Origin of the sequence: Ferruginibacter lapsinanis (assembly GCF_020783315.1) — a bacterium.
GTDB classification, from domain to species: Bacteria; Bacteroidota; Bacteroidia; order Chitinophagales; family Chitinophagaceae; genus Ferruginibacter; species Ferruginibacter lapsinanis.
Genome location: NZ_CP086063.1, coordinates 1,058,224 through 1,084,691 on the forward strand (window position 1 = coordinate 1,058,224; position 26,468 = coordinate 1,084,691).

Sequence of the window (26,468 nt, forward strand, 5' to 3'; positions counted from 1 at the left end):
ACAGAATAAAAAAATCCATTCATAAAAATTATGAATGGATTTTTTGTTAACTACATACAATATATATCCATAAAGTTTTATTTTTTTATCTGCTCAAATTCTCTTTTCAATGTATTGATGTCTTCTTGTTGTTCGATAAGATATAAGCTTAACTCTTCTATTTTTTCAAGTAGTTTAGCTATCATTTCTGATAGGTGGATGCCCGTTAGCTTTACTTCACTTTCTGTTGGAATATTTGGTAGATGTTTATTCTGGAGAATAAACGCTTTCAATTCTTCAATACTACGTAATTGATAATTATTGTAGAATACATGATCCGCCCAGGTGTTGACCAGCGCAACTCTTATACTATCAGCAATTATACCGCCTATTACATTCAGTTTTCTATTTCCTTTAAAGCTATATCCGGCCGGATTTGTGTTTCCGATTAAAATTTGCCCAGTGGAAATGTCGCCATAGATAATGGTTTTAGATATACCACTGCCAATGTATAATTTATTACTACTTACATCATTAAAACCCGCCATTGATCCTATAAAAATATTGTTGTTGCCTAGATTAAAATATCCTGCAGAATCTCCAATAGCAACATTGCCATTTCCGGTAATATTACTGTACAGGGCATTGCACCCAATAGTTGTGTTGGCATTGCCATCTGTATTTGAAAAAAATGCCCCTGTTCCAACAGCAGTATTCATATTTCCTTTATTGCTGAATAAAGCAGCATTTCCAATAGCAGTATTATAAACACCTTCCATATTTGAAAAAAGCGAAGCTGTTCCTAATGACACATTACCATTGCCTGTAGTCATACTTGTTTGCGAAACAATTCCGACTGCTGTATTGTAAAATCCGTAATTATTATTTTGCAGAGCGCCATGACCTACAGCCACATTTCCATAGCCAATTTTGTTTGATTCAAGAGATCGGTGCCCAACAGCAGTATTTTCATATCCGCTTGTATTTTCGGATAAGGTATTATTGCCTATTGCAATATTTTTGTATCCGTTAATATTTGAATAAAGACTGTTTTCCCCCACAGCTACATTATTATAACCATCTGTAGTTGAGTATAACGAGTGATAGCCAAAAGCAGAATTACCCCATCCGCCAACCAGCCTCATCAGGGCACTATCACCAAATGCCGTGTTGTCTGATTGAGAAAATGCGGTTAAAAAAATACCGATAAAATAAAGCAAAATGATCATTGATTTTTGGTAAACTCTTTTCATGATATATTTATTTAATATTACAAAATAAATATATAAGAGGGTGGTAGAAATGACCGGTGTCAGCTATGATGCTTATTCTCGTCATTATATTCCTACCGCATCATAACGGAAAACAGGAGATCGGTTTTTTATTATTAATTATTGCTGTTGTTGTTGCTGTTGTATCATCATATCTGTATACCTTCTGAAAGAATTATTTGTACCGTCGGCATCAGTTACTGGTGTAATATATTGAGGTTCCAATACGGCATTTATTTCTTTCGAAATAGCCCCATCTTCATAACTAACGGAAACGCCTACCTCTAAAGATTGTTTGGCAGAACCTTTATATGTGCCCTTAACAGGAGAACAGTCAGAAAAGTTTCTGCCAATAGCTAAACGAACATGCAGGTCATTTACCACACAGTTATTGGTCGGATCAAGTCCTATCCAGCCATAGAATGGGATATACGCCTCTACCCATGCGTGGGTGGCTCCTTCACCACGCAAATCTTTATCTTTTGGACAAACATATCCACTTACATACCGAGCCGGAATATTAATTAAACGAAGCATTACAGAAAGAATATGTGCAAAATCCTGACATACGCCTGCTTTTAAATTCCATACTTCATCTAAAGTGGTTTGTGTGTTGGTGATACCTTTTATGTATTGAAAATTTTGATACACATATTTGTTCAGTTCCTGCGCCGCGTCAAAAACATTGCTCTTTTTGAATTTTTCAACATCGGCAATTTTTTTAACGTCCTCAATAGCAGCAAAAAATTCGGGGATTAAAAAATCAATGAACGGAACAACGTTTCTGATCTGATGTAAATGATTCCACTGTTCATCTATTGGTTCAGAATTATTAGGTAATGCTCTTTCTTTTGTAACAATAGTTTTGGTAGAATCTATTCTTAATTCTTTATGCAACTCTATATTCATAAAAGTACCGATCTCATTACCATAATAATCTCTGTATTTTTCTACAGCCGGTTCGCCGGTAATGATCAACTGGTGACTTAATACATCCTGATATTCATCTCTTATCGGAAATAAAATTATTTGATTGGCACTATCACGAACCGGTTCCGGATATGTATATTTTGTTACATGATGAATAATGAAACGGGGCATATATTTTATAGCGTTTAGTAGTTTAGCGTATTTAGCAAAAAAGTATTAGAATGCGGTTATCTTTCTATGTAAGAGAAATATGTGAATATCAGTTTGATCAGTGTCATCAGAGTTCTAGACTATGAATATCCAAAATAGCTTTTTCCTAATGCTGTACCGATATCATATAAACCGGTTTTTGATTCATTCAAAAAATTGTGTAGCCCTTCCTGAAAAATTGAATTAGAGGTGCTGAACTGTACTTTACTTTTGAACTTGCCGATCATAAAATCTATCTGATTAAAATCAGATGCATTTCTTTCACTCTTTAATCTTTCAAAATAACGATGTACTCTGTTGATTGAATAAACGAGTGAACGAGGAAATTTGTCGTTTAGCACTACCTGTTCTACCACATTTTTTGCTTCAAATCCGCCACGGTACGTTTTGAGATATAACTCATAACCAGAGATCGACATTAACAGATATTTCCAATAAGTAGTGTCGGTTGTTTTATTTACATCGTAATATACGTCACTAAATTTCACATCTAAGATATCAGCACTTTGTATAGCACGTTCCAGGTATTTTCCAATATTTATAAAAGAATTTCCCTCACCTCTTGCCATGGTAACGTCAGTTGTTCCGCAGTATAATAATCCGTAGCGGAGTAAATTATCCAATATTGTTATCGGATCGTCTTTTTGTAAAAGCTGCGCCATTTTCTCATCTCTAACTGCATGATAAAAGTCATTAAGGCATTGCCACATTTCTTTAGTGATATGGTCTTGTACGCTTCGACCATTTTCTCTGGCCTGGGTAACAATATTTAATACAGAGTTAGGGTTGTCTTTACCCACTACCATATATTCTAATACACCTCTCGAATCATATGCCATTGCATTGGCCTCTTCTTCTGATAGAAAAGTAAATATTTGTAATACAGGTTTCCAGCTAAATTCCTGTATATCATCCTGGCTGGATGCATAATTAATTTTCAACGTTCTTAAAATTCCGTCTGTACGCTCCATATAGCGGCTCATCCAGTACAAACTATCGGCAACTCTACTTAGCATAATAAATATATTCACCCCCTCCGCCCCCTAAAGGGGGAACTGCGAGGATCTTTTAATTTGTAGTTAATAATATTTTTAAATAATCTTTTTTAGTATGTGATAGCAAAGCATTATCCACTTCGTAGTTCCCCCTTTAGGGGGCGAGGGGGTATTATGTTGCCAACACCCATGTGTCTTTACTGCCTCCACCCTGGGAAGAATTCACGATCATAGAACCTTCTTTAAGTGCTACCCTTGTTAATCCTCCCGGAACAATTTCAATTCCATCTGGCCCACACAATGCATACGGTCGGAGATCTACTCTACGAGGTTGCAGTTTTCCGTTCATGTAACAAGGAACTGTTGATAAACTTATAATTGGTTGTGCAATAAATTCTCTCGGATTTTTTAGCACTTCTGCTTTGTATTCAACAATTTCTTTTTCGCTAGCGGCGCTACCCATCAGCATTCCATATCCTCCGCTTGCATTGGTTTTTTTAATAACCATGTTAGTGATATCATTAAATACAAGCTCTCTTTCATCAGCTCTTTCTAAATGATAGGTAGGGACATTTTTTAATATAGGTTCCTCGTTCAGGTAATACCTGATCATTGAAGGAACATATGTATAAATAGCTTTATCATCTGCAACGCCATTACCTACAGCATTTACAATAGCTACATTACCTTTTCGGTAGGCGCTCATTAATCCTGCCACACCCAATAAACTGTTGGCATCAAAAGCTAACGGATCAAGGTATTCGTCATCAACACGGCGATAAATAACATCCACTTGCTGCAATCCCGAGGTGGTTTTCATAAACACTTTATGATTATCTACCACCAGATCTTTTCCTTCCACCAATTCAACACCCATTAATCTTGCTAATGTGGTATGTTCAAAATAGGCAGAGTTGTATATACCCGGAGTGAGCAATACAATTGTGGGGTTATAAATTTGTCTTGGAGAAAGTGAAACAAGGTTTCTGTGCAATATGTTAGGATACTCCGTAACACTCCTTACGTTATTCTGTGGTAGCAGGTCAGGGAAAAGACGTTTGGTGATCTCCCTGTTTTCCAGCATATAACTAACGCCACTAGGGGTACGCAGGTTATCTTCTAAAATATAAAAACTCCCATCACTGTTTCTGATAAGATCGATTCCTGAAATATGTACATAAATATCATAAGGCACAGGGAAATTATGCATTTCTCTGAGGTAGTGCGGACAGCTATAGATCATCTCAGCCGGCACAACCCCATCTTTAATAATGAATTGTGTGCTATAAATATCTTTTAAAAAAAGATTGAGTGCTTTAAGGCGTTGTTTAATACCTTTTTCGATATAATCCCATTCAGCGGCGGTGATGATACGGGGAATGATGTCAAATGGGAATATCTTTTCAATTCCCTCGCCACTGCTGTATACGGTAAAAGTAATACCCTGGCTCATGAACAAACGTTTGGCCAGTTCTTCCTTTTTGTTTAATTCCTCCACAGAAAGTTGCTGTAAAAAATCGACGGCCTTTTTGTACTGCTCTCTTACGGTAGCGTTCTTGTACATTTCGTCCCATGTATTGGTGTCTACCAAATAAGATTGCAGCAGTTCACTTGTTTGCATAATCAACTGTTTTGGAAATTAAATGGCAGGCAATCGTCGAAAAGTAATATATATCCAAATATAATAAATCAAACTTGTATTTGAACATCTTGGCTAACTTTACATATAAATATTTCTGCTGATGAAAAAAATAGCGATGATACCGGCTAGGTATGCGGCCACCAGGTTTCCCGCCAAACTAATGCAACGTTTAGGGAGCAAAACGGTAATACAACATACTTACGATAATACTGTAGCGACGGGGCTTTTCGACGATGTAGTAGTAGTAACGGACAGTGATATTATTTATAATGAGATCACTATCAACGGAGGTAAAGCCATAATGAGTAAAAAAGAACATGAGAGTGGCAGCGATAGAATAGCGGAGGCTGTGGCTGATATGAATGTTGATATTGTGGTAAATGTGCAGGGAGATGAACCTTTTGTACAAAAGGAGCCATTAGAAAAATTATTACAGGTTTTTGATGATAACAGTGTTCAGGTGGCATCGTTGATGCAGGTGTTGAAAGAGCAAAAATTTATTGAAGACCCTAATTATGTAAAAGTAGCGGTAGATAAAAATATGAACTCATTGATGTTCAGCCGTAGTGTGATACCTTATCATAGAGATAAAACGGTTACACCGGTTTATTATGAGCATATAGGTGTATATGGCTTCAGAAAACAAGCCCTGCTAAATTTTACCAACTGGGAGATAACACCTTTGGAAGCCGCCGAAAAAATTGAATGCCTTCGTTATCTGGAAAAAGGTATTCCGCTGAAAATGATCGTAACAGAATATATGGGAGTTGAGATCGATACGCCTGAGGATCTGGAAAGGGCGACGAAATTGCTTAATTAGCTTACCATCTGGCTTTGTAAGAATTTTTTCCAGTCTTCCAGCATCTTACCTTTTAATACACGAGGAAATTTGTGTTGGCCTCCCATCTTGCCTTTAGATTTCATGAAATCCATAAAGGTTTGTTCTGGCAGAACGGTAACGTAAACATCTTTTAAAGCATGACGTCTTTCCACTTCATAATCGTCATTCAGTTCTTTTATCTTTTCGTCTATACGTCTGCGCAGATCTTCTGTATCTATGACATCGTTGGAAGCTATGTACCACTGATGGGCAAAAAATAAACCATGAGGAACACCGGCAACAGTAAATTCAGGAATAGAAATATTCAGTTCTTCACTCACCATTTCGATGGCTTTATTCATATTGTCTACACTTAAATGCTCTCCAACCAGGCTCAAGAAATGTTTGGTCCTTCCTGTAATAATGATCTCACTTTTTTCTTTATCAACCAGTCTAACTGTATCGCCTATGGCATAACGCCATGTGCCGGCATTGGTACTGATCAAAATAGAATAATCTTTATTTTCCTCTATCTCATGAATCATGTATGCTTCAGGGTTATCCACCATGTTTCCATCAGCATCAAAGTTATTATCATCAAAAGGAACAAATTCGAAGAAGATGTTATTGTTTAATGCAAGGTGCATTCCTACTGCATCCTGCCTGTTTTGGTAAGCTAAAAAACCTTCACTTGCCAAATAAGTTTCGATGTAGGTGATAGGCTTGCCCAACAGTTTTTCAAATCCCTTTTTATATGGTTCTAAGGCTACCCCACCATGCACATAAAATGCAAGATTAGGCCACATGTCATGAATATTATCTAACTGGTAACGCTCGATGATCTTTTCCATGCATATCTGTAACCATGCAGGAACGCCTACAATAAAACCAATATCCCAACTTGGCGCATTCTCTACTATCTCTTCGATTTTTTTGCTCCAGTCTTTTTCTTTGGCAATTTTCTTACCGGGTTTGTATAAACCTAATCCCTGAAACCAGAAAGGAATATTCTTTTGTTGAATACCACTCAGGTCTCCGGCAAAATAAGTTGGCCCTTTTTGAAGTTGTGTGCTGCCTCCCAGGATCATCCATCCTTTTCCTATTGCACTTTTGGGTACATCTTCGTATTTTGCTAAACTGAGTAATTGTTTGAAGCTGGTAATGGTATTACTGCGTATCAGTTCTTTGGTAATCGGAATAAACTTACTGGCAGCTTCGCTGGTACCGCTACTTAAGGCAAAATATTTTATTACACCCGGCCAGCAAACATCAGGAACGCCATCTTTGGCTTTATGCCACCAGTCTGCATAAAGCTTACTGTAATCGTAACAAGGAACTAATTGTTGAAATTTTTTCCCCAAATGGCGACTCAACAATATTTCATCAAATTTGTATTCCTGTCCGAATTGGGTGAACCTGGCTTTACGCAACAACTTCTTCAGCACTTTTAACTGCTGTCGTCTCGGATCGCTTATAGGCAGATTGAGTGCCCTGGCAATGCTTTTAGGAAGTTTAATATCAAAATAGCCCATTCGTAAGGTTGAGTCTCTTAAGTAGTACAAAGGTAGTATTTTATGAATGGTAAATGAAATGTAAAGCCAATCCTTATTTTAGCAGACTTTAAAGAAAAATCAATACGTTTGATATCTTGAAAAATTAAAATATAGTATATGAAAAAGATGATTGTTACGTTGGTTTTGATAACCAGCTTATTAAGGGCAAGTGCCGATGAAGGCATGTGGCTACCTATGTTGTTAGGTCAGCAGGTGTATGATAACATGGTAAAGAAGGGATTGAAACTTACCAAAGAGCAGCTGTATTCGATCAATAAGTCGTCGCTAAAGGATGCAATTCTTATTTTCGGCAGAGGTTGCACGGGAGAATTGGTGAGCAATCAAGGGTTGATCTTCACCAATCACCATTGCGGATATGAAGCAATTACCAATGCAAGCAGTGTAGAGCACAACTATTTACGAGACGGATTTTATGCATATAATAAAGATCAGGAAATACAAAGTCAGCTTACAGTGCAGTTTCTTGACAGGATCGTTGATGTTACCAAAGAAGTAGAGGCAGGCGTTAAAGGCCTTAGCTGGAATGATCGGGTAGCTAAACTTCCGGATGTTTTTAAATCAATTACAGATAAAGTGTTGGATAAAGAGAACGGATTGGCAGGCAAAGTGTATAGCATGTTTAAAGGAAACCAATATATCATGTATGTATACAAAACATACAGAGATATTCGCCTGGTAGGTGCTCCACCTGAAAGTGTTGGTAAGTTTGGAGGTGATACTGATAACTGGGAATGGCCAAGACATACCGGCGATTTTTCCATCTTCAGGGTATACGCAGACAAAAGCGGCAAACCTGCGGATTATAGCTTAAATAATGTGCCATTAAAACCAAAGCATTTTTTACCGGTAAGTATTAAAGGAATAAAAGACGGCGATTTTGCAATGATCTATGGTTATCCGGGAGGTACCAACAGGTATGAAACAAGCTATGGTATAAAACTTAAGAATGACATTGAAAACCCTTCTTTGGTGAACTTACGTGATGTGCGTTTAAAATTAATGCATGAGCAAATGATCAAAGATCCGGCGGTGAAATTAAAATTGGCAGACACCTACGCAACTGTTGCCAACTACTGGAAGTTTTTTGATGGCGAAACAAAACAGCTGAAAAAATTTCATACTTACGAAGAAAAACAAGCATTTGAAAACGGGTTTGCTAAATGGGCTAAAGGAAAGCCGGAGTATGAAAATATTTTTACTGAGTACGAAAAAAATTACGAAGCATGGACTCCATATAGTAAACACAGACAATATATAAACGAAGGTATCATGGGGTCGGCATTGGCGGCATATGCTTCTTCATTAATTGCGCTTGAATCTGCATTAACCAAGTCTGATGCAAGTGAAATAAAGAAAGCAGCCGATGCAGCCACAGCTGCAAGGAAAACTTATTTAGTTGATGCTGATCGTCCGAGCGATGAAAAAATATTGGCAGCAACCTGTATGATGTTTTACAACGACATCGATAAAAGTCAGCACCCTGCCGGATTTTATGAAAAGCTAAAAGAAAATTATGGAGACCTGAACGAAGAGGCGACATATAAGAAATGGGCAAAAGATGTATTCGACAAAACGATCATACTGAACGATGATAAATGGAATGCTTTTGCGGCAAGTCCGGATGTAGCAACATTGCAAGCTGATCCGGCATTTATGTATGCTGCGGCATTTGTAAAAAATTACAATGATAAATATGCTCCGTTATACACCGCTTTCATAATAAAAAATGCAGAGTTGGGCAGAAGTTATCTAAAAGGAGTGATGGAAAAAAATCCAGTTGCAGCAAAAAAAATGTATCCTGATGCCAACTTCAGTATGAGAGTGAGCTACGGAAATGTAAAAAGTTATAACCCTCGTGACGCAGTACACTATGATTATGTGTGTACAGGAAAAGGTATTCTGGAAAAATATGTGGCCGGAGATTATGAGTTTGATTTACCTGCCAAACAAATTGAATTGATGAAGAAAAAAGATTATGGTCAGTATATTGATAAAGGAAGAAAAGACCTGGTGATCAATTTTATCACCACCAACGATATTACCGGAGGCAATAGTGGTAGCCCGGTTATAGATGGAAATGGGAATTTGATCGGCCTGGCTTTTGATGGTAACTACGAAGCCTTGAGTCATAAAATTGCGTTTGATAAAGATCTTAACCGTACTATTTGTGTAGATATAAGATATGTGCTATGGTGTATTGATAAATTAGGCGGAGCAAAAAACCTGATCAACGAATTGACATTGGTTAGAAACTAATACTGTTAAATAAATATGTTACGGGGCAAACGATTTCGTTTGCCCCTTTTTATTAAACAATGTGATAATATAATAGGCTCTATGTATCTTTGTAACTCCTTAGTGAACTCTATGTGAACTAAACTTATGCTTCAAACGCTTGCACCATACTTCGGCTATTTAGCCTCTTTATTATTAGGAATTGCATTAATAGTCAACAATGATTTAAAATTCCGTTGGTACAACGCATTAGGTTGTTTGGTATTCATGATCTATGCTGTTATTATCGGTGCCATTCCTGTGTTGTTGACAAATACAATTTTGCTGGTAATTAATGTGGTGTACCTGATAAAAGTGTATAGAAAAAAAGAAAATTTTGACCTGCTGGAATTTGAAGGACAGGAAAAATTGATCGTGAAATTTTTACAATTTTATAATAAAGATATTGAAGCTTATTTTCCGGGAGTAACACCGGAGATGATGAAAGGAAAATTAAATTTTGTGGTGATAAGAGACCTGGTGATCTCAAATATTTTCAGCGCAACGGTACACGAAAACGGCGATGCAGAAGTGATCATTAATTACACCTTGCAAAAATACCGAGACTATAAAGTAGGCCGTTTTATTTTTGAAAAAGGAAAACCTTATCTATTGTCGAAGGGAGTTAAAAGAATTGTTTATACTAAAATACATAACAAGCAGCATCTCGATTTTATTAAAGTGATGGGCTTTACAAAAGAAACAATTTATGGCAACACAGAATGCTATGTAAAAAAATTGGACTGATCACTCAGTCCATTTTTTTTATATAAAATGTTGCCAACTTCAGAATTAATCGATTGCCAGCAAAATAGCCTGCAATAAAAAATTTGTGCAACAAACTAATAACCGATCACCTGCTCTTCCATCATTGCCGGCATTTCTCTGAAACCATATTGTTGATTTCTTAGCTGCGGTTCAAATCCAGCTTCTCTGATTGCCTCCTGGATACCCTTGCTGGTAAAGCGATGTGGGGCACCTGCAGCACTCACAACATTCTCCTCGATCATGATACTACCAAAATCATTGGCACCTGCATTTAAACAAAGTTGTGCTGTTTTTTTACCAACAGTTAACCAGCTTGCCTGGATATTTTTAACGTTCGGTAACATGATCCTGCTTAAAGCAATCATGCGGATATATTCTTCGGGAGTGGTTAAATTATGTACGCCACGTATTTTAGCAAGCAATGTATCTACATCCTGGAAGGTCCATGGAATGAACGCAATAAAACCTTTTGCATGTTCAGGTTTTCTGCTTTGCACTTCTCTTATTTTTACAAGGTGTTCAAAACGTTCAGTAATAGTTTCAACATGGCCAAACATCATTGTTGCCGATGTTGTGATATCTAATTCATGTGCCTCATGCATTACATCCAACCATTCCTGGCTACCACATTTTCCTTTGCTGATCAAACGACGGACCCTATCAACCAGAATTTCTGCACCAGGTCCGGGTAAGCTGTCAAGCCCGGCTTCTTTCAACGCTTTTAATACTTCTCTATGTGTGCTTTTTTCCAGCTTGGTAATATGTGCTACTTCCGGCGGCCCGAGTGTATGTAATTTTATATTCGGGTAAAGAGATTTTATTTCTTTAAAAAGATTTACATAAAAACTCAATCCAAGATCAGGATGGTGGCCGCCTTGTAATAACAATTGTTCTCCTCCATAACGGATAGTTTCATCTATTTTCTTTTTGTATGTTTCTATATCTGTTATGTATGCTTCTGGATGACCGGGGATACGATAAAAATTACAAAACTTACAATTAGCGATACAAACATTGGTTGTATTCATATTCCTGTCGATGATCCAGGTTACTTTACCATGCGGTACTTGTTTTTTTCTTAATTCATCCGCCACATACATTAATTCCGTTAAAGGGGCATTTTCAAAAAGGTATACACCTTCTTCTACTGATAAGAACTCAAAGTTCAAAGCCCGTTGATATAAGTTGTTTAATTCCATAATTCCGTTTGTATAAATTATAACAAAAATACACCCATTAGGTTGTATATTTATCTATCTGCTTAAATGAAAAGATATTTCAGCATATTATTGATTGCTGTTTGCCTGCAACTGCCCTTATTTCCGGTAGCTCAGGAAATATTGAACAAGCCGCCTAAGGCCGAGCTTGTTACCCGTTTCCCATTCCGACAGTTTAGTGGAGGAGTAATTGCTATAAAGGGAATACTTAATAACGGGAAAGACAGCCTTAATTTCATATTAGATACGGGTAGTGGGGGAATATCGCTGGACTCTACCACCTGCGCTTCTATCGGATTAAAATTAAGGGCTTCCGATACTACCATTACTGGAATGGGAGGCACACACAAAGTGTCGTTTGCTTATAACCAGAAATTACATCTCCCCGGACTTACATTAGATAAACTGAACTTTCATGTAAATGATTATGAGATACTGACAGAAGTATACGGAGAAAAAATTGATGGCATCATTGGCTATAGTTTTTTCAGCAGGTATATTGTTAAAATAAATTTCAATGATAAAGAACTGGAAGTGTATACCCCCGGAGAAATAGAGTATCCCAAAGGTGGAGATCTGCTTAAACCAGCTTTTACTACATTACCGATCGTATCGCTTAATATTAAAGATGCCCGTAAAAAAAACTTCAACTTTTATTTTGATACCGGAGGTGGACTATGTTTTTTAATGAGCCAGAATTTTGCTAAAGACAGCGGTATCTTATTATCCAGAAGAAAACCGGTTACCACTCAGGCAGAGGGAATGGGAGGCAGACTGCAGATGCAATTAACGCTTATAAAGCAACTGCAAATCGGGCATTATAAATTCAAAAGAGTTCCCACATATATTTATGATGATGCCTATAACGTAACATCCTATCCCTATATAGGTGGCTTGATAGGCAATGATCTGTTACGTAGGTTTAACCTGATATTGAATTATCCTAAGAAAGAAATTCATATTATACCGAATAATTATTTTAATGATCCTTTCGATTATGCTTATACCGGAATGGCTATATATTATGTTGATGACCTGATCGTGGTGGATGATGTGATTGAAAAATCTCCTGCATCTAAGGCCGGGATCAAAAAGGGAGATATTATTATTGGTGTAGAGAATAATCTCAGCAATAATATTCAGGAATACAAGACCATGCTTCAAAAAGAAAATGAAAAAATAAAAATTATTCTCAGCAGGAACAACCAGGTAAAAGTAGCCTACATCAAGCCTATCACCATACGATAACCCCATAGATAAAAAATAAAAAATTCCCAAAAACAACCCGATCATCCTATAACTTTGCCGCATGATTCAGTTTGAAAGATTTACGCTTGCGAATGGCTTAAAGGTAGTTGTGCACGAGGATAAAAGCACCCCGATGGTAGTAGTTAATGTTATTTACGATGTGGGTGCCAAAGATGAGCACCCCGAAAAAACAGGGTTTGCACATTTATTTGAACATTTAATGTTTGGAGGAAGTGTAAACATCCCGGAATATGACGAACCCTTGCAGGTTGCCGGTGGAGAAAATAACGCCTTCACTACCACTGATCTTACCAATTATTATTGTCAGTTGCCTGCAGAAAATATTGAAACAGCATTTTGGTTAGAGAGCGACAGAATGCTGAGTCTTGCTTTCAGCGAAAAAAGCTTAGAGGTACAACGCAAGGTTGTTTGCGAAGAGTTTAAAGAAAACTATATCAACAAACCTTATGGTGATGCCTGGAACAAAATGATGGCGCTGGCTTTTACAACACATCCATACCGATGGATGACCATCGGTAAAGAATTGAAACATATTGAAGATGCGACACTGGAAGATGTGAAATCTTTCTTTGCCAAACACTATAACCCTTCTAATGCAATTTTAGTAGTTGCAGGAAATACAACAGTAGAAAAAGTAAAAGAGCTATCAGAAAAATGGTTTGGGTCCATTCCTTCCGGAGAAAAATATGTAAGAAATTTACCGCAGGAACCAAAACAAACTGCACCAAGAGTGCAGGAAGTGAAAGCCAATGTGCCATTGGATGCAATGTATAAATGCTGGCATATTTATCCAAGGTTAGATAAAAGATATTATATCGTTGACCTGATCACAGAAATATTAAGCGGAGGAGGTTCATCAAGATTGTACCAGGCATTGGTAAAAGAAAAACAACTCTTCAGTAATATAGAGTGTTATCACCACGGTACTACAGATGCCGGTCTGATCACCATAGAAGGTAAACTGGTAAAAGGGGTGAACATGAAAGATGCAGAAGCTGCTATCAATGAGGAATTAGTTAAACTGCAAAAAGAAGGGATCACCGATAAAGAATTACAGAAGGTGAAAAACAAAACAGAAAGCATGATGTGTTTTGAAGATATGAGTGTGATGAGCCGTGCTACCAGTTTAGCCATGTATGAATTATTAGGCGATGCAAATCTGATCAATACAGAATTAGAAAAATATCAATCTGTAACAGCAGAAGAATTAGTAGCAGAAACAAAAGTGATCTTTGATGAGAACAATTGTAATACGCTTTACTATTACGCTGTCAATTAATGTATATTCAATAATACCAGCCAGGCTTCTCTCATTTTATTTTCGTCGAGTAATTCCTTGATCAAATGAATGCTGCCGCTTTTGAAATTTTTAACGATCTCTTCAAGAGCGGGTTCATTTTCGATCTCGGTTTTTTCCGGGACGGTAGAGAGGCTTGCTAATTTCCCCAATTCATTACCGGTAAGCAATCCGGCATCTTTTATCCATTGAGGAATGGCATCTACCCCAACACCGAATGCGTTCAGCGGCTTGGGGGTTTCAAAAATATCTTCTGCAAATATTCTTGAATAATAATTATACCCTAATCTTGCGATCGGGTCTAATTTTTCAATAATGATATTACCATTTTCATCCGCCAGTTCTTCCTGGTGATGTATCATCACAATTTCACAGATGACCAGGTTTCCGGCACCTCCTTCATTTCCCAATTCTATGATTTGTTTTACCACACATTCAAAAGCGATAGGCGCTTCTTTTACACGAGGTGGTCGTACTAATAAAGATTTTTCTTCTGTGAAACCACCTTTCAAAAATTCATTTACTCCCGAAGGATATAATCCACTGGTAACCGATAACTGTTCTGCCATTGCATAATTAGCAATATGTATCACACATTCGGGAATGGTTTTTACATTTTGGTAAGTGTCTTTTATATTTCCTGTCAATGAACTTTTTGCAGGAGAAAAAACAAGGATAGGAGGAACATTACTGAAAGCATTAAAAAAAGAGAACGGGCTTAAATTAGGCGTGCCACTTTCATCAATAGTGCTTACCAATGCAATAGGCCGGGGCACCACTGCAGAGGTTAAAAAATTGGAGATCGCTCTTGTGCTTAATTCTTTCGGGTTAATAGTTCTCATGCGGAATTTTTTTATAGATTAAAATCTAAAGGCGTTGCATAAATATTTTTTTCATGCGGAATTCTCGCCACTGCATTTTCAATCAGTTTATCAATTTCGGGAATAGCATCAAACAGGTCTTTATAAGAATTGATCACATAATACCTGTCCTGAAAATGATCTTTATAATAATGTTTTCCCATGATCGTTTTTATATCAAATGGTTGTCGATTGGCCTTATCACTTAAACAAAATATACTTTCACCACTTGAAGATAAAATTCCTGCGCCATAAATACGAATACCTTCCTTTTCTTTAATTAGTCCAAACTCAACAGTAAACCAATATATCCTGCCAATCAATTCTATGGCTAATGCATCATCGATATGTTTCAATGCAATTTTTGATAAAGCCTGTAAATAATCTACAAAAAATTGTTCAGTCAACAGCGGCATGTGTGCAAAGCAATCATGAAACATATCGGGCTCTTCCAGGTAATCCAGGTTTTCTAATTTCCTCAACCAGGTAGAAGAAGGGAATTTTTTATCAGCCAGTAATTCAAAAAAATCTTTATCGGGAATTAATCCGGGAACGACTTCTATCTGCCAGCCCGTTGTTTTTGCTAATACCTGGTTTACATAATTGAAATCAGCGATCTTGTCTTCACTGAAATTCATTTCATCCAAACCTTTAAAAAATTCTTTTGATGCCATGTTTTGCAACAGCACTTTCTGGCGCTGAAAAAGTAATTTCCAGACCAATAGATCTTCTTGAGTGTATTTACTGTAATCTTGTTGCAGGTTATACATATCTGTTAATTTATCCTGTTATCAAATTTGATAATTCACCAAAGCCTATTCGCTTTTCTTCTCTTTGGCAAAATGCGGTTAATATAGCCGTGTCACCATTTTCTAAAAAGGTCCGTTCTTCGTTGCCGATCATTATTTTTTCTTTTCCATTCCAGGTTATTTCCAATAAGCTGCCAAAACTTTTTTTCTCTTTGCCCGAGATGGTTCCTGTTCCCAATAAGTCACCAATACGAAGGTTGCACCCATTCACTGTATGATGAGCAATCTGTTGTTCTGCTGTCCAATATAAAAATTTAGCATTGGTAACAGCAATGTTAGCTTGATGATTTTTGGTTTTGATATTAAAATGAATGTCGATGTCAAAATTCTTTCTATCGGTTTGATCTAGGTAAGCAAGCACAGCAGGTTTTTGAACCGGCGCCTCGGTTAAAAATTCTTTTAAAGCGTCATAAGTAATGATCCAGGGAGAAATAGCAGTCGCAAAATTTTTTCCTAAGAAGGGACCAAGTGGCTGATATTCCCAACGCTGTATATCACGTGCCGAAAAATCGTTTAATAAAACACAACCAAAAATATATTCAGTTGCTTCTTTTATGTTTACAGGTACTCCCAATGTATTTTCTTTTCCGATGATAAAACCTAATTCAATTTCAATGTCCAGTGTTTGCGAAGGAGCATAGATCACTTCATCGCCTTTTAATATTTGTCCGTGTGGCCTTTTTACAGGAGTATTAGTGGTGATGATGGAGGAACTTCTGCCATGATAAGCGATAGGCATATGTTTCCAGTTAGGCAATAAAGGATCTGCCGCAGGACGAAACATTTTGCCAACATTTGATGCATGTTCTTCAGATGAATAAAAATCTGTGTAATCTCCTACATGCACCGGAACATACATGGTTGCTTCAGATTGTTTATCCAGCAGCATCGCTTCATTCTCCTCAATGAAAGAAAGTTTGTTTGTAACAAGTTCTTTAAGTTTCTTTCTCGTTTCAGCCCACACTGTACTACCCAAAGCAATGAAATCATTCAATTGCTCTTTTGCAAAAACATTATCATTTATTTCCGGCTGAAAAATACCCCAATCAAATAAAGCAGATAGATCAAGAATATGATCGCCTATTGCTACACCAACCCGTTTGGATTTTACTTGCGTAGAATAAACTCCATACGGTAAATTATGTATCGTAAAATGCGGATGATCTTTTATCGTTTGTTCCAGCGTCATTTCTATTAAAAATTTAATACAGGTTTTGAGAAATTTTATTAGCTATTCTAACTAAATGCTGTTCATCTTTCTTATCCAATTCATGCCAGCCCTTCCGTCGAAATTCAATTACGATTGGTAATAATTTTTGTATAAGTGCTCTTCCTTTTTTACTTAAAGAAATATTATAACATCGCTTATCATCTTCAGATAATTCACGGATGATCAATTCTTTTTTCAACAACAGTTTAATAATATGTGTGGTGGTAGGCGCATCTTTACTGCAAAGCTTAGAGAGCGTAACCTGGTTCAGCACTCCATAATCATGCAGCTCCAATAAAACCACCCATTGATCCACCGTAATAGCTATTTTATGTTCATTGAACTGCTGTTGCAATGCCACTTTAATTTTTTTTGCGGTCGATTCAAATATGAATCCGTAATAAAAACTCATAAGTCTTTGCTATTGCTGATTAATAATTTCTCCATCATCCGTCAAAGCGTACCACGTATTGCCTGTTCTCTTTCAATTGATTCGAACAACGCTTTAAAATTGCCGGCACCAAAACCCTTTGCCCCCATTCGTTGTATTACCTCAAAAAACATGGTTGGCCTGTCTTGTACCGGTTTGGTAAATACCTGTAATAAATACCCTTCTTCATCTGCATCTACCAGGATACCCAATTTTTCCAACACACCAATATCTTCTTTCATATCACTCATATGTTTACCCAGGCGTCCGGGTATTTCTTCGTAATAATTATGTGGAGGTGCACTCAAAAATTCAACACCCGTTTCTCTTAATTGTGTAACGGTAGAAATGATATCATCAGTAGCAACAGCAATATGCTGTACGCCGGGGCCTTCATAAAAATCTAAGTACTCTTCTATTTGCGATCTCTTTTTTCCTTCTGCCGGTTCATTAATAGGAAATTTAATTCTGCCATTACCATTACTCATTACCTTACTCATCAATGCAGAATATTCGGTGTGAATTTGTTTGTCGTCAAACGAAAGAAAATTTACAAATCCCATTACCTCTTCATACCATTTCACCCATTTGTTCATTTCTCCCCAGCCAACATTGCCCACCATATGATCAATATATTTTAATCCGATCGTTCCCGGATTATATTCTGTTTTCCATACCTGGTAGCCCGGAAGAAACAGGCCATTATATTTTTTTCTTTCTACAAAAACATGTGCGGTATCGCCATAGGTATATATGCCCGAACGAACCACTTCTCCAAACTCATCCTTTTCAACAATGGGCTGCATAAAAGGCCGAGCCCCACGTTTGGTTGTTTCTTCAAAAGCTTTTCGGGCATCATCTACCCACAAAGCAATAACTTTTACACCATCGCCATGTTTTATCAGGTGTTCATTAATAGGAGAATCAGAGTTCAACGGACTTGTCAACACCAATCGTATCTTACCCTGTGCCAGTACATAAGATGCCCTGTCTTTTATTCCCGTTTCCAATCCGGCGTATGCCAGCGATTGAAAGCCAAAAGCTGTTTTATAAAAATGTGCCGACTGTTTGGCGTTGCCAACATAAAGCTCTACATAATCGGTGCCTAACAGCGGTAAAAAATCCGGAGCATTATCAAAAATTTTTTCAGGTGCTTGTTTTATTGTGGCTGTTTTCATAACAGAAATATTTATTCAATTAAAAATGTTTTTATTCTACCCAGCTTTTATAATATTTACCATCATCAATTTTCATTGCTTCCTCAGTGATCACTAATGGTTTGAATGTATCAATCATAACCGCCAGCTCTTTTGTTGCTTTTTGTCCGATGCTGCGTTCCATTGCACCCGGTGCTGGTCCGTGAGGAATGCCTTTAGGGTGCACAGTGATATATCCTTGCTGTATATCATTTCGGCTCATAAAATCGCCGTCTACATAATACAGTATCTCATCACTATCTATATTGCTGTGATTATATGGAGCAGGAATGGCCTGCGGATGATAATCATACAAACGAGGACAGAAAGAGCAAACCACCAAAGCGGTGGTCTCAAAAGTTTGATGCACCGGCGGAGGCTGATGCACCTTGCCCGTTATCGGTTCAAAGTTGTGAATGCTGAAACCGAAAGGAAAATTATAACCATCCCAACCAACCACATCAAATGGATGTGTGGCATAAATAAAATCATGCAGCGTATCTTGTTTTTTTATTTTTAGCAAGAAGTCACCCTTTTCATCATGCGTTTCTATTGTTTGCGGAAGTTTAAGATCACGTTCGCAGTAAGGAGCATTTTCCAATAATTGTCCTGATGCGTTTTTATATCGCTTGGGTGTGTAGATGGGTGCATGTGACTCGAGGTACAACAAACGGTTGTCTGCAGAATTAAATTCGATCTGATAGATCATTCCTCTCGGGATAACCAGGTAATCACCATACTCAAAAGGGATATTACCCATAAAAGTTCTGAGTGTACCCGAACCTTTATGTATGAACAGCATTTCATCCGCATCAGCATTCTTATAAAAATAATTGGTCAGCGATTGTTTGGGAGCAGCAAGACCAATAGTGCAATCACTATTTACCAGCATCGGTTTACGGCTATCCAGGTAATCATTTTCAGGAGTAACGCTAAATCCCTGCAACAGCAGCGCTTTGATATTTTTTTCAATAGCAATTTTGGGTGCAACATTTGTAGAGCCTAATATTTCTTTCACCTGCGTAGGCCGGTGTACATGATATAATAAAGATGAATGACCATGAAACCCTTCTGTACCGAATAACTGTTCGTAATAATAGCGATCGTTTTCAGATGTAAATATGGTGTGCCTTTTAGGAGGGATCTTTCCGAGATGGTGATAGATTGGCATAGTTCATCATTTTTTATTTAAAAAATAGATATCTGTTTTCATCTGTACAAGTCTGTCCTGTCCATATTCCTATCCTAACTCAATTCTTCAATAGCGATCTCCAGTGCATTTCGTGTAATGAATCTGTTTCGCTTATCTTTTTCATAAATTTTTTCCAGTGCATTGTAAATTGTTTTTGACACATCCTTAAAGATCGCTTCGTCGGAGATCGTTACATTTTTATGCATCAGGTAAGCAAATACTCTTGCCATACCGCAGCTGGCAATAAAATCCGGAATAACAGCCAGGCTTTCATCTGCCTTATTCAATATCTTACCATAAAAGATCTCTGTATCATTGAAAGGAACATTTGCTCCCGAAGCAATCACTTCCACTCCCGATTGCATCATATCATCCAGGTGATGCTCTGTGATAAATCTTGAGCCTGCTGCAGGAATAAAAATATCTGCTTTGGTTTTCCAGAACTCAATATTTGCCTGTTCAAACGAAATCAGATCGGGGTGATACAGTTTATTGTTTTTTCTGGTTAAGAATAAATGTTTAATGGTGTTGTAATCCATTCCTTTTTCATTGATCAATGCACCGGTAATATCAATGATGCCGGTGATCAGCACACCTTGCTGAGAAAGATAATAAGCAGCGGATGCTCCCACATTTCCAAAACCCTGAATGATGGCTTTTTTGCCATCCATGAATTCCTGTTTGAATAAGCGGTAATAATGTCTCACAGATTCGGCCACGCCATAACCCGTTATCATATCGGCCACCAGGTAACCATCTTTTTTAGAAGGAGTAAATTCTTCATCTTCTATCAGCTTGGAAACGCCAATGCGTAACTGTCCTATCTTATTGATCTTATCACGTTCCCTGGATCTGTAATGTCCGTTCACAATACCTTCCTGCGGATGCCAGATACCATATTCTTCTGTAATGGGAATGACCTCGTCAATTTCATCCACATTCATATCGCCGCCGGTACCGTAATAACTTTTTAATAGCGGTGCCACCACTTTGAACCATCGTTCCAATACTTCTTTTTTACGAGGATCAGCAGGATCGAAATTGATACCGGATTTTGCACCACCAATGGCCGGTCCGGAAACGGAAAATTTTATCTCCATTGTTTTGGCCAGGGAGATCACTTCATTTTTTGTAAGTCCTTTCCGCATACGGGTTCCCCCACCCGCTGCACCACCACGTAGCGAATTAATTACCAACCAACCCTGAGCATCTGTTTTTGAATCGTTCCACTCGAAGATGATCTCGGTTGGTTTTTCTTCAAATTTCCGCAAGAACTCCGGCATTAAATTAGTTGTTATAATAAGTAATTTACTTCTTTATTACACAATTTGCAAGCATTCAGGAGGCTATTTTAGCGCTGATATGTTAAATATTGCTGATGTCAGCATGCAAAGCAAAAGCCTTTAGTAATCATAATTTTAGCGAATTGCCTTTTTTGGTAGAGAATAATTTATTTTTACAGTTCGTCATTACGAATCAATTTTCTGTACTATAAAAGTTAAGTCTACAAAATGCTCAATAGAACGATAGCACCACCGATAAAAGATGCCATAGAATTTGACCTGAAACTGAAACCTTATACAAAATATACATTAAAGAATGGGGTACAGGTGTATGCGATAGATGGAGGTGCACAAGAAGTATTGTTATTTCAAATGGTGTTTTTTGCAGGCAATGCGTTTGAAAAACAGAATGGTATTGCTGCTGCCACCAATGCCTTGTTGAAGAACGGTACGTCTACCAAAACAGCTTTTCAGATCAACGAACAATTTGAATTTTACGGCGCACATTGTAACAGAGAATGTTATAGCGACAGTGCCGTATTGACCTTGCATACACTTACCAAACATTTGCCGGAGTTATTGCCGGTGATGAAAGAAATGGTGACTGATTCTGTTTTTTCAGACAATGAACTGGCAATATTCAAACAAAACTCTTTGCAGCAATTGTCCGTGCGTTTAAAGAAATGTGATTTTGTTGCCAGCAGATTGATGGATGAATCTTTGTTTGGCAAAGAGCATCCTTATGGAAAATATTTAGTGGCCGAAGATTACGAAGCCATCACCGCCGATAAGCTAAAAGAATTTTTTAAACAATATTATGTCAATGGAGAATTGATATTATTTGTTGCAGGAAAATTACCGGCAGATATAGAAGCACAGCTGAATAATAATTTCGGAGATCTTACAGTTACATCTCCCACATCTTTTTCAAGTAACCTGCCGATGACTCCGGCAAGTGAAAAAAAATACCGCATTCAAAATGATCCTGAAGGATTGCAGGGGGCTATCAGAATTGCACAGCCTTTTCCTAACAGGCATCACCCCGATTTTATGAAAGCGATGTTACTGAATACAGTGCTTGGCGGTTTCTTCGGGTCGAGGTTAATGGCTAATATCAGGGAAGATAAAGGCTACACCTATGGTATACACAGCTTCCTGCAAAACAATATACAACAAAGTGCCTGGGTGATCAGTACCGAAGCAGGTAAAGATGTTTGCGAAGCAACCATTGCAGAAGTGTATAAAGAAATGAAGATATTGAGAGAAGAGTTGATAGATGAAGAAGAATTGTTATTGGTAAGAAATTATTTGATCGGCACATTATTAGGAGACCTCGATGGCCCTTTCCAGATCATTGCCCGCTGGAAGAACTTAATCTTGAATGGGTTAGACGAACAATATTTTTATGAATCCATCAGGGTCATCAAAACGCTTTCGGCAGAAGAGATAAGAGCGTTGGCAAATAAATACTTACATCCTGAAAACTTTTACGAAATAGTTGTAATTTAAAGTATGCAAAAGTGGTTGCTTAAAATAATAGTTTGTTCGGTGAATGTATTCGTATTGGCGTACATACTTCCCGGAGTAGAAACAAAAAATATGTTCACTGCATTTGTAGTGGCATTAGTGTTGTCTGTGTTAGATGCCGTGGTAAAACCCTTATTGATCCTGCTCACATTACCTGCAACGATCCTCACCCTTGGCTTATTTCTGTTTGTTATCAATGCCTGTGTTATTTTATTAGGCGCACACCTGGTTGATGGCTTTAAAATAGATAGCTTCTGGCATGCGATGTTATTCAGTGTACTGTTATCATTCTTTAATGGATTGGTAAATGGAAGAGTGAAGATAACCGTTGGTAAGGGGGATGAATGATCTTAATTTTCATTAGTCTTTTATTTACTTTTTTGTCTTGATACAAAAAAGTAACAAAAAAAATCAAGGCAGGAACGAATACAGCCCGTTCCTGCCATATAGCTATGTGCATCTTTTGTACTACTGTAGCTTCAGCACCAGTAATTCTACTCTTAACTTCAAACAATACCTTTAATCTAAACACTCCATTCTTTAGAGTTTTCACCAGTAACTGCGTTAGGCGCCTCTTTTGGTTCGGTGCGCCGCAGGCGTATTCAAAAAATGCGAAGCAAATTTTTTGAAAGAAGCAAAAGTAGCGCCGTTGCAGTTACGCACCCCTGCCAGGTGTGGAGGCGAATAGTATGCCATTAAAAGAACTATCTGTTTACTTTTTTGTATTGATACAAAAAAGTAATAATCCCCAGGGGGCAAGGTAGCAACGAATACAGCCAAAAATGTAAAATATTACAAAAACCCGTTCAACCTGTATTCTCTCCGCCCTCATTTTAAAAGCGTTAAGAAATTTGAGCTGAATGTCGTTAAGAAATGAAATTAATGTTACCGATGTCCGGTAATATTCTTAGCTGGTAAGTCGCACAATTGTTCAGTTTTATTCAAAAGATTGAACTAATTTCATTTTAGACATTCAGCTCAAATTTTAGCTTTTAAAATGCAGGCTTGAATTTTTTTGTTACTTTTTTGTTTCAAGACAAAAAAGTAAATGAAGCCTAACTTTATAGTAGAAATCAATTGCCATGCTTTTCGATAAAAAAAATCTTTCCGATCAGGAACTTATTAGTTTGTATCAAGATCTTCTTCTCCCCAGAATGATCGAAGAAAAAATGCTCGTGCTGTTAAGACAAGGAAAGATATCCAAATGGTTCAGCGGCATCGGGCAGGAAGCCATCGCCGTTGGCGTAACAGCAGCATTGCAGCAAGACGAATGGATCTTCCCCATGCATAGAAACCTCGGGGTATTCACCGGAAGAAAAATGCCGCTCCATAAATTATTCAAACAATGGCAGGGCCACAAAGACGGCTATAGCAAAGGCAGAGAAAGAAGTTTTCACTTTGGCAGTAAAGAACATTGTGTGTGTGGAATGATATCACATCTCGGTCCACAGTTAGCCATAGCAGATGGTGTAGCGCTGGCATATAAATTAAAACATCAGAACAAAGTATCCGTAGCCTTCACCGGCGAGGGCGGCACCAGTGAAGGCGATTTTCACGAAGCATTGAATGTAGCAGCTGTGTGGGATCTCCCCGTAATATTTATTATAGAAAATAACGGTTACGGATTAAGCACACCTGTAGATGAACAATTCCGTTGTTTCAGTCTGGCCGACAAAGCCAAGGGTTATGGTATGGAAGGCATCCGCATTGATGGCAATAATATTTTAGAAGTGTACGACACCATCAAAGGTGTAAGAGAGTACTGCATCAAAAATCAAAAACCATATTTAATAGAGTGCATGACCTTTCGTATGCGTGGGCACGAAGAAGCCAGCGGCACCAAATACATACCGCAGGAGTTGTTCACTCTTTGGGAAAAGAAAGACCCTATCAACAATTACGAAAACTATTTAATAGGGCAAGGTCTCTTAACACAACAATCGGCAACCGATATACGCAATGAGTTAAAAGAATACATTGATGAAGAGATAAGGCTCGGCGAACTGTCGGCACCCATCACTCCCGATACCGAAGAAGAGCTCAATGATATTTATGCTCCGGTTGAAATCAGCAATAAGGAATCAGCAATAAAGAATAAGAAAGTGGGGCGGTTTGCAGAACCGCAACACCCAACTTCAATTGCAGAAAGTCACGACCTAAACAAAATCGTAAATGAAAAACGTTTTGTCGATGCAATATCCGACGCATTAAAACAATCCATGCAACTCCACCCCAACCTCATTCTTATGGGGCAGGATATTGCAGAATACGGCGGTGCCTTTAAGATCACAGAAGGTTTTTTGCAGCAGTTTGGCAAAGAAAGAGTACGCAACACACCCATCTGCGAAAGCGCCATTGTAGGAGCCGCACTCGGCTTAAGCCTGGAAGGCTATAAAGCCGTCATGGAAATGCAGTTTGCAGATTTTGTAACGGTAGGCTTCAACCAGATCATCAATAATCTTGCAAAAATATATTACCGCTGGGGACAAAATGCCGATGTGGTCATCCGCATGCCAACAGGCGGCGGCGTAGGCGCAGGGCCTTTTCACAGCCAGAGCAACGAAGCATGGTTTGTGCATACACCCGGGTTAAAAGTGGTGTACCCCAGCACCCCCGAAGATGCCAAAGGATTATTGATAGCCGCTATCAACGATCCCAACCCCGTGTTGTACTTTGAGCACAAAGCGTTGTACCGCAGCGTTAGTGGCCAGGTACCCACCGATTATTACGAAACCGAAATTGGCAAAGCCCGTACAGTAGACGAAGGCGACGACCTCACCATCATCACCTATGGCGCCGGTGTGCATTGGGCAATGGATTATTCTGCCAGGCGCCCCAACACCAGCATAGAGATACTCGACCTCCGCACTTTATTACCGCTCGATTACGATGCCATTAAAAAAGCAGTATGTAAAACCGGCAAAGTACTCATCCTCCACGAAGACACCCTCATCGGTGGCATCGGTGGAGAAATAGCCGCATGGATCTCCGAAAATTGTTTTGCTCACCTCGACGCACCCGTGATGCGTTGCGCCTCTCTCGACACACCCATCCCTTTTAATATAGAATTGGAAAAGAATTTTATGGCGTATAGCAGGTTGGAAGAAACGGTGGAGCGGTTGTTGAATTATTGATAAGCCAACACTAACAATTCGAATACGCCGCTGTCTGGTCTCCGACCAACAGCGCAAGTATAACTAATAGTATTTTATAAATGAAGAATGGGCTACTGGTTCCCGTTGGTCAGGAGACCAGACGGGGGCGGTCTGAATGGGGAATGGTTTATATTTGGAAGAAGTAAGAAAAGCTACAACAGCAAAGGAACACCTACAGAGGCGAAGGAAAGTAGAACGATTGAGAATATTTTAGGTGGAACTAGAGTAGAAAAAATGCCCTGGTGGTTATTGGGCATTGTATGGTCGGTGTTGTTGATGCTATTGATACTAAGCCAGGAAAGCAGCAGCTCGTTTATTTATTTTCAGTTTTAGTTAGCGGGGCTGTTGGCGGCACTGTGGGGTATCCGCTCTATCGGGCAGCCGATGAGCAATAAAACGTTTTTCAACTTTTATTATATAGTATGATAACGCACCAAAGTTTTTATTGATGCTATAAACAATACAAAATGTATAATACTAAAAGGCAGTTTTTTAAGTAAATATATTTTTTAACTCCAGTACATAATATCATATATTTATATTTTTGGCGCAACTAAAAA

At 38.1% G+C, this 26,468-nt stretch carries 23 protein-coding genes; 9 read left to right on the plus strand and 14 right to left on the minus strand.

Features of this window, described 5'->3' with window-relative positions:
* Positions 1-77: 77 nt before the first annotated feature.
* The 4 genes from LK994_RS04600 to LK994_RS04615 all read right to left on the minus strand — a co-directional run bounded on the left by LK994_RS04600 (position 78) and on the right by LK994_RS04615 (position 5,006).
* Entirely contained in the window at positions 78-1,232 is a 1,155-nt protein-coding gene (locus tag LK994_RS04600; protein WP_229761714.1) for a hypothetical protein, read from the minus strand.
* Between the two features lie 138 nt (positions 1,233-1,370).
* On the minus strand, positions 1,371-2,351 hold the full coding sequence (locus tag LK994_RS04605; RefSeq protein ID WP_229761715.1) for a transglutaminase family protein: 981 nt from the start codon (positions 2,349-2,351) through the stop codon (positions 1,371-1,373).
* 119 nt (positions 2,352-2,470) lie between these two features.
* Positions 2,471-3,406 carry an alpha-E domain-containing protein gene (locus tag LK994_RS04610; RefSeq protein WP_229761716.1) on the minus strand — a complete coding sequence of 312 codons (936 nt, stop codon included), beginning with the start codon at positions 3,404-3,406 and terminating at the stop codon, positions 2,471-2,473.
* A 151-nt stretch (positions 3,407-3,557) separates the two neighbouring features.
* Positions 3,558-5,006, minus strand: a complete 1,449-nt coding sequence (locus LK994_RS04615; protein ID WP_229761717.1) for a circularly permuted type 2 ATP-grasp protein — start codon at positions 5,004-5,006, stop codon at positions 3,558-3,560.
* A gap of 121 nt (positions 5,007-5,127) precedes the next feature.
* On the opposite strand from LK994_RS04615, the gene kdsB reads away from it, so the two are divergent.
* Positions 5,128-5,847 carry a 3-deoxy-manno-octulosonate cytidylyltransferase gene (gene kdsB / locus LK994_RS04620; RefSeq protein WP_229761718.1) on the plus strand — a complete coding sequence of 240 codons (720 nt, stop codon included), beginning with the start codon at positions 5,128-5,130 and terminating at the stop codon, positions 5,845-5,847.
* Here kdsB and LK994_RS04625 read toward each other — a convergent pair.
* Positions 5,844-7,409, minus strand: coding sequence for a GH3 family domain-containing protein (locus tag LK994_RS04625; RefSeq protein ID WP_229761719.1), 1,566 nt, complete (start codon positions 7,407-7,409; stop codon positions 5,844-5,846). The two genes, kdsB and LK994_RS04625, sit on opposite strands and share 4 nt — an antisense overlap.
* 108 nt (positions 7,410-7,517) lie before the next feature.
* On the opposite strand from LK994_RS04625, the gene LK994_RS04630 reads away from it, so the two are divergent.
* A complete protein-coding gene (locus LK994_RS04630) occupies positions 7,518-9,677 on the plus strand; it encodes a S46 family peptidase (protein ID WP_229761720.1) in 2,160 nt (719 codons plus the stop codon).
* Positions 9,678-9,803: 126 nt separating this feature from the next.
* Entirely contained in the window at positions 9,804-10,442 is a 639-nt protein-coding gene (locus LK994_RS04635) for a YgjV family protein (protein WP_229761721.1), read from the plus strand.
* A gap of 95 nt (positions 10,443-10,537) precedes the next feature.
* Here the strand turns inward: LK994_RS04635 and mqnC are convergent, their stop codons facing one another.
* Positions 10,538-11,662, minus strand: a complete 1,125-nt coding sequence (gene mqnC, locus LK994_RS04640) for a cyclic dehypoxanthinyl futalosine synthase (RefSeq protein WP_229761722.1) — start codon at positions 11,660-11,662, stop codon at positions 10,538-10,540.
* 66 nt (positions 11,663-11,728) lie between these two features.
* On the opposite strand from mqnC, the gene LK994_RS04645 reads away from it, so the two are divergent.
* Both LK994_RS04645 and LK994_RS04650 read left to right on the plus strand, forming a co-directional pair.
* The gene (locus tag LK994_RS04645) at positions 11,729-12,928 is read left to right on the plus strand and encodes an aspartyl protease family protein (RefSeq protein WP_229761723.1); all 1,200 of its coding nucleotides are present in this window, start codon (positions 11,729-11,731) and stop codon (positions 12,926-12,928) included.
* 61 nt (positions 12,929-12,989) lie between these two features.
* The gene (locus tag LK994_RS04650) at positions 12,990-14,228 is read left to right on the plus strand and encodes a M16 family metallopeptidase (protein WP_229761724.1); all 1,239 of its coding nucleotides are present in this window, start codon (positions 12,990-12,992) and stop codon (positions 14,226-14,228) included.
* Here LK994_RS04650 and LK994_RS04655 read toward each other — a convergent pair.
* The 7 genes from LK994_RS04655 to LK994_RS04685 form a co-directional block, all read right to left on the minus strand.
* Positions 14,225-15,088, minus strand: coding sequence for a flavin reductase family protein (locus tag LK994_RS04655; RefSeq protein WP_229761725.1), 864 nt, complete (start codon positions 15,086-15,088; stop codon positions 14,225-14,227). The genes LK994_RS04650 and LK994_RS04655 overlap by 4 nt on opposite strands.
* 11 nt (positions 15,089-15,099) lie before the next feature.
* On the minus strand, positions 15,100-15,876 hold the full coding sequence (gene phhA, locus LK994_RS04660; protein ID WP_229761726.1) for a phenylalanine 4-monooxygenase: 777 nt from the start codon (positions 15,874-15,876) through the stop codon (positions 15,100-15,102).
* A 10-nt stretch (positions 15,877-15,886) separates the two neighbouring features.
* Positions 15,887-17,104: a fumarylacetoacetase gene (gene fahA / locus LK994_RS04665; RefSeq protein WP_229761727.1), complete on the minus strand. Its 1,218-nt coding sequence runs from the start codon at positions 17,102-17,104 to the stop codon at positions 15,887-15,889.
* A 13-nt stretch (positions 17,105-17,117) separates the two neighbouring features.
* The gene (locus LK994_RS04670; RefSeq protein ID WP_229761728.1) at positions 17,118-17,537 is read right to left on the minus strand and encodes a MarR family winged helix-turn-helix transcriptional regulator; all 420 of its coding nucleotides are present in this window, start codon (positions 17,535-17,537) and stop codon (positions 17,118-17,120) included.
* A 41-nt stretch (positions 17,538-17,578) separates the two neighbouring features.
* A complete protein-coding gene (hppD, locus tag LK994_RS04675; RefSeq protein WP_229761729.1) occupies positions 17,579-18,733 on the minus strand; it encodes a 4-hydroxyphenylpyruvate dioxygenase in 1,155 nt (384 codons plus the stop codon).
* Positions 18,734-18,764: 31 nt separating this feature from the next.
* Positions 18,765-19,922, minus strand: a complete 1,158-nt coding sequence (locus tag LK994_RS04680; protein WP_229761730.1) for a homogentisate 1,2-dioxygenase — start codon at positions 19,920-19,922, stop codon at positions 18,765-18,767.
* Positions 19,923-19,996: 74 nt separating this feature from the next.
* The gene (locus LK994_RS04685; protein WP_229761731.1) at positions 19,997-21,226 is read right to left on the minus strand and encodes a Glu/Leu/Phe/Val dehydrogenase dimerization domain-containing protein; all 1,230 of its coding nucleotides are present in this window, start codon (positions 21,224-21,226) and stop codon (positions 19,997-19,999) included.
* Between the two features lie 228 nt (positions 21,227-21,454).
* Between LK994_RS04685 and LK994_RS04690 the strand changes: the two genes are divergently transcribed.
* Positions 21,455-22,735, plus strand: a complete 1,281-nt coding sequence (locus tag LK994_RS04690; protein WP_229761732.1) for a M16 family metallopeptidase — start codon at positions 21,455-21,457, stop codon at positions 22,733-22,735.
* A gap of 3 nt (positions 22,736-22,738) precedes the next feature.
* Entirely contained in the window at positions 22,739-23,101 is a 363-nt protein-coding gene (locus tag LK994_RS04695; RefSeq protein ID WP_229761733.1) for a phage holin family protein, read from the plus strand.
* Between the two features lie 216 nt (positions 23,102-23,317).
* Here LK994_RS04695 and LK994_RS14540 read toward each other — a convergent pair whose 3' ends face one another.
* Positions 23,318-23,449 carry a hypothetical protein gene (locus LK994_RS14540; RefSeq protein WP_262907880.1) on the minus strand — a complete coding sequence of 44 codons (132 nt, stop codon included), beginning with the start codon at positions 23,447-23,449 and terminating at the stop codon, positions 23,318-23,320.
* Between the two features lie 386 nt (positions 23,450-23,835).
* Between LK994_RS14540 and LK994_RS04700 the strand changes: the two genes are divergently transcribed.
* Positions 23,836-25,887, plus strand: coding sequence for an alpha-ketoacid dehydrogenase subunit alpha/beta (locus LK994_RS04700; protein WP_229761734.1), 2,052 nt, complete (start codon positions 23,836-23,838; stop codon positions 25,885-25,887).
* Between the two features lie 87 nt (positions 25,888-25,974).
* Positions 25,975-26,241: a hypothetical protein gene (locus LK994_RS04705; RefSeq protein WP_229761735.1), complete on the plus strand. Its 267-nt coding sequence runs from the start codon at positions 25,975-25,977 to the stop codon at positions 26,239-26,241.
* The last annotated feature ends 227 nt before the right edge of the window (positions 26,242-26,468 follow it).

Bases quoted from the DNA above. Each gene is read 5' to 3' on its own strand.
- LK994_RS04600 (WP_229761714.1), bottom strand. From the start codon at position 1,232: ATGAAAAGAGTTTACCAAAAATCAATGATCATTTTGCTTTATTTTATC.
- LK994_RS04605 (WP_229761715.1), bottom strand. From the start codon at position 2,351: ATGCCCCGTTTCATTATTCATCATGTAACAAAATATACATATCCGGAA.
- LK994_RS04610 (WP_229761716.1), bottom strand. From the start codon at position 3,406: ATGCTAAGTAGAGTTGCCGATAGTTTGTACTGGATGAGCCGCTATATG.
- LK994_RS04615 (WP_229761717.1), bottom strand. From the start codon at position 5,006: ATGCAAACAAGTGAACTGCTGCAATCTTATTTGGTAGACACCAATACA.
- kdsB (WP_229761718.1), top strand. From the start codon at position 5,128: ATGAAAAAAATAGCGATGATACCGGCTAGGTATGCGGCCACCAGGTTT.
- LK994_RS04630 (WP_229761720.1), top strand. From the start codon at position 7,518: ATGAAAAAGATGATTGTTACGTTGGTTTTGATAACCAGCTTATTAAGG.
- LK994_RS04635 (WP_229761721.1), top strand. From the start codon at position 9,804: ATGCTTCAAACGCTTGCACCATACTTCGGCTATTTAGCCTCTTTATTA.
- mqnC (WP_229761722.1), bottom strand. From the start codon at position 11,662: ATGGAATTAAACAACTTATATCAACGGGCTTTGAACTTTGAGTTCTTA.
- LK994_RS04645 (WP_229761723.1), top strand. From the start codon at position 11,729: ATGAAAAGATATTTCAGCATATTATTGATTGCTGTTTGCCTGCAACTG.
- LK994_RS04650 (WP_229761724.1), top strand. From the start codon at position 12,990: ATGATTCAGTTTGAAAGATTTACGCTTGCGAATGGCTTAAAGGTAGTT.
- LK994_RS04655 (WP_229761725.1), bottom strand. From the start codon at position 15,088: ATGAGAACTATTAACCCGAAAGAATTAAGCACAAGAGCGATCTCCAAT.
- phhA (WP_229761726.1), bottom strand. From the start codon at position 15,876: ATGTATAACCTGCAACAAGATTACAGTAAATACACTCAAGAAGATCTA.
- fahA (WP_229761727.1), bottom strand. From the start codon at position 17,104: ATGACGCTGGAACAAACGATAAAAGATCATCCGCATTTTACGATACAT.
- LK994_RS04670 (WP_229761728.1), bottom strand. From the start codon at position 17,537: ATGAGTTTTTATTACGGATTCATATTTGAATCGACCGCAAAAAAAATT.
- hppD (WP_229761729.1), bottom strand. From the start codon at position 18,733: ATGAAAACAGCCACAATAAAACAAGCACCTGAAAAAATTTTTGATAAT.
- LK994_RS04680 (WP_229761730.1), bottom strand. From the start codon at position 19,922: ATGCCAATCTATCACCATCTCGGAAAGATCCCTCCTAAAAGGCACACC.
- LK994_RS04685 (WP_229761731.1), bottom strand. From the start codon at position 21,226: ATGCCGGAGTTCTTGCGGAAATTTGAAGAAAAACCAACCGAGATCATC.
- LK994_RS04690 (WP_229761732.1), top strand. From the start codon at position 21,455: ATGCTCAATAGAACGATAGCACCACCGATAAAAGATGCCATAGAATTT.
- LK994_RS04695 (WP_229761733.1), top strand. From the start codon at position 22,739: ATGCAAAAGTGGTTGCTTAAAATAATAGTTTGTTCGGTGAATGTATTC.
- LK994_RS14540 (WP_262907880.1), bottom strand. From the start codon at position 23,449: ATGGCATACTATTCGCCTCCACACCTGGCAGGGGTGCGTAACTGCAAC.
- LK994_RS04700 (WP_229761734.1), top strand. From the start codon at position 23,836: ATGCTTTTCGATAAAAAAAATCTTTCCGATCAGGAACTTATTAGTTTG.
- LK994_RS04705 (WP_229761735.1), top strand. From the start codon at position 25,975: ATGGGCTACTGGTTCCCGTTGGTCAGGAGACCAGACGGGGGCGGTCTG.